Source organism: Pseudomonas sp. MF09150 (assembly GCF_059862355.1).
On the sequence record NZ_JCBCUS010000001.1, the window covers coordinates 577,651 to 580,885 of the forward strand.

The following is a 3,235-nucleotide window of genomic DNA, read 5'->3' on the forward strand; positions in this document are numbered from 1 at the left end:
TTCGGCTCAATCCCGCGCCAGGGCCTCGATGGGGTCCAGGCGCGCGGCATTGCGGGCCGGCACAAAGCCGAAGACGATGCCGATCAGCGTGGAACAGGCAAACGCGGTGACGATCGAGCCCAGGGAAAACACCATCTGCCACTCCTTGACCAACAGTGAAAACAGGTAGCCGATGGCGAACGACAGACCGATGCCGATCGCCCCGCCTATCAGGCAGACCATCACCGCCTCCACCAGGAACTGCTGGCGAATGTCCGACTGCCGCGCCCCCACCGCCATGCGAATGCCGATTTCCCGGGTCCGTTCGGTCACCGACACCAGCATGATGTTCATCACCCCGATGCCGCCCACCAGCAGCGAAATCAAGGCAATCAGCGACAGCAGCAAGGCCAGGGAGCGGCTGGTCTTGTCCACGGTTTTCATGATGCTGTCCAGGTTGTTGGTGAAGAAGTCCTTGGTGCCGTGGCGCTGCAACATGACCTGAGTCACGTTGTCCTCCACAACTTTGCTCGGCTGGCCGTCCTTGATCCGCACGCTGATGCTGTCCAGGTGGCGCTGGCCCAGCAGGCGTCCGGCGGCGGTTTCATAGGGCACCCAGACGCTCAGGGTGTTGGCCGCGGAGAAGATGTTCTTGGTCGCCGCCGTCACCCCGATCACCGTGCACGGCAGCGAACCCACCAGGATCACCTGACCCAGGGGGTCGACCCCGGCGCCGAACAGGCGGCTGCGGGTGTTGTCGTCGATCACCACCACCTGGGCCTGGCGCCGCGCATCGCTTTCGCTGAAGGCGATGCCGGCCTGCATCTTCAGGCCACGCACCTGGAAATAGCGGTCGCTGACGCCATTGACCGTGGCGTTGACATCCACATTGCGATAGCGCAGCAGCAGGTTGCGCCCCACCACCGGGGTCGCGCTGTCGACGTAATACAACTGGTTGAGGGCCGTCGCATCGGCCGGCATCAGGGTTTCGATGGCAGCGGCGCGGCTGTCGCCGAAACTGGCCCCGGGAAACACATCGATGGTGTTGCTGCCGATGGCCTGGATGTCCTTGAGCACATAGCGCTTGGCGCCTTCACCGATGGCGACGATGGAGACCACCGAGGTGATGCCGATGATGATCCCGAGCATGGTCAGCAAGGTCCGCATGCGGTGCGACACCAGCGCCACCCAGGCCATGCCGAAGGCTTCCTTGAACAGGCCGAGGCTGGCCACCAGGCGCCGGGTGCCCGCCGGCTTGAGGCGCAGTGCCGGTACTTCCGGCAGCTCCGGCCCGGGGCGCGGGTGCCTGCAATCGCTGATGATCTCGCCATCGCGGACCTCGATGATGCGCTCGGCGTTGGCCGCCACCTTCGGGTCATGGGTGACGATGATCACCGTGTGCCCAGCGGCATGCAGCTCCAGCAGGATGTTCATCACCTCCTTGCCGCTGGTGGTATCGAGGGCACCGGTGGGTTCGTCGGCCAGGATGACCTCGCCGCCATTCATCAGGGCCCGGGCAATACTCACCCGCTGTTGCTGGCCGCCGGACAGCTGGTTGGGGCGATGCAGCAAATGCCCCGACAGGCCCAGGCGCCCGAGCAACTCGGTGGCCCGCTGATGGCGCTGGCTCTCCGGGGTGCCGGCGTAGATCGCCGGCATCTCGACGTTGTGCAGGGCGCTCAGGTGCGGCAGCAGGTGGTAGCGCTGGAAGATAAAGCCGAAGTAGTCACGCCGCAGTTCGGCCAGTTCCTGGTTGTCCAGGTCGCGGGTTTCCCGGCCGTTGACCTGGTAGCTGCCGGCCGTGGCGTAGTCCAGGCAGCCGAGGATATTCATCAGGGTCGACTTGCCCGAGCCCGAGGCGCCGGTAATGGCCACCATTTCCCCGGCGTTGATGGTCAGGTCGATGTTCTTCAGGGCGACAAAGGCTTTTTCACCGGCCACGAAACTACGGGTGATGCCCTTGAGCTGCAACAGTGGCTGGCTCATGTCAGGCCCCCGCCACAGCGGATACCGGATCGCCGATCACCACCTTGTCACCTTCGACCAGCCCGTCCCTGATCTGCACCTTGACGTTGTTGTTGATCCCGGTCTGCACGTTGCGTTGCTGGGCATGGCCCTTGGCGTCCAGCACCCGTACCGGAAAGCTGCCATCGGCGTTGCGCGGGCCCAGGGCCGCCACCGGCACCATCAGCACCGCCTGGGCAGTGTCGAGCACGATGCGCACCTGGGCGGTCATCGCAATGCGCAGGCGGTGGTCGGGGTTGGGCACATCGAACAGTGCGTTGTAGAACACCGCGCTGCTCTGCTTCGCGGTGCCCGCGGCCTGGGTGTCGAGGAAGTTCTGCGGCGCCGGTTCCGTGCCGCGCAGCTCGCCGTAGTAACGCCGATCTTCACCGAGGATGGTGAAGTAGACCTTTTGCCCCGGGGTGATGTGGATCACATCGGCTTCCGAGACCTGGGCCTTGACCGTCATGGTGTCCAGGTCCGCCAGTTTGAGCAGGACCGGCGCCAGTTGCTGGGCGATCACGGTCTGGCCTTCCTGGGTGACGATGCCCACCACGTCGCCGTCGATGGGCGCGACGATCCGGGTATAGGCCAGGTTGACCCGGGCCGTATCGATCTGGATATGCGCACTCTTGATCTGCGCGTCCAGCGACAGCAGGTTGGCGCGCTGGACCTCGTAGTTGGACTCGGCGGTCTCGAAGTCCTGGCGCGAGATCGAGGCGTCGGCCTGCAAGTCGTTGTAGCGCTCGTAGATCGACTTGGTCTGCTTGAGCTGGGCCGCCGTGGCCCGACGCTGGGCTTGCAGGTTCTCCTCGTCGACCAGGGCCTGGCGCAGGGTGTTCTGCAACACCAGCGGGTCAATTTCCGCCAGCCACTGGCCCTTTTTTACCTTGTCCCCGAGCTTGACCTTGAGCGACTTCAACTGCCCGGAGACCTGGGCCCCGACATCCACCTGCTTGATGCCTTCGAGCAACCCGGTGGCCAGCACCGCGTTTTCAATATCCCCGCGCTCGACCTTGGCCACCAGGTACTGCGGCGGTTCGGCCGGCGCCTGCACGGTGTAGAACACCAACCCGGCCGCCACCACCAGCGCCAGTCCCAGGCCCACGTTACGCAACTTCGACTTTTCCATAGATGACCACAAATGCGTTGAGGGCAGATCCGGCCGTAGCCGGGGCCTTGTCCAAGGGGGCGACCCTGCGTGCCGCCCCCGTTCCATCAACCGGCTCCGCGCCGGTCCCGGGTCAGCGCC

Annotated in this window: 2 protein-coding genes; both read right to left on the minus strand. The window is 64.9% G+C overall.

Annotation, left to right across the window (positions count from 1 at the left end; translation table 11 throughout):
* Nucleotides 1-6: 6 nt before the first annotated feature.
* On the minus strand, nucleotides 7-1,965 hold the full coding sequence (locus AC19YX_RS02435; protein WP_078473739.1) for a MacB family efflux pump subunit: 1,959 nt from the start codon (nucleotides 1,963-1,965) through the stop codon (nucleotides 7-9).
* Between the two features lies 1 nt (nucleotide 1,966).
* Nucleotides 1,967-3,115 carry a macrolide transporter subunit MacA gene (macA, locus tag AC19YX_RS02440; protein ID WP_078473738.1) on the minus strand — a complete coding sequence of 383 codons (1,149 nt, stop codon included), beginning with the start codon at nucleotides 3,113-3,115 and terminating at the stop codon, nucleotides 1,967-1,969.
* Nucleotides 3,116-3,235: the final 120 nt, after the last annotated feature.

Excerpts from the sequence above, each read along its gene's own strand:
- macA (WP_078473738.1), bottom strand. The coding sequence starts at position 3,115 with ATGGAAAAGTCGAAGTTGCGTAACGTGGGCCTGGGACTGGCGCTGGTG.
- AC19YX_RS02435 (WP_078473739.1), bottom strand. The coding sequence starts at position 1,965 with ATGAGCCAGCCACTGTTGCAGCTCAAGGGCATCACCCGTAGTTTCGTG.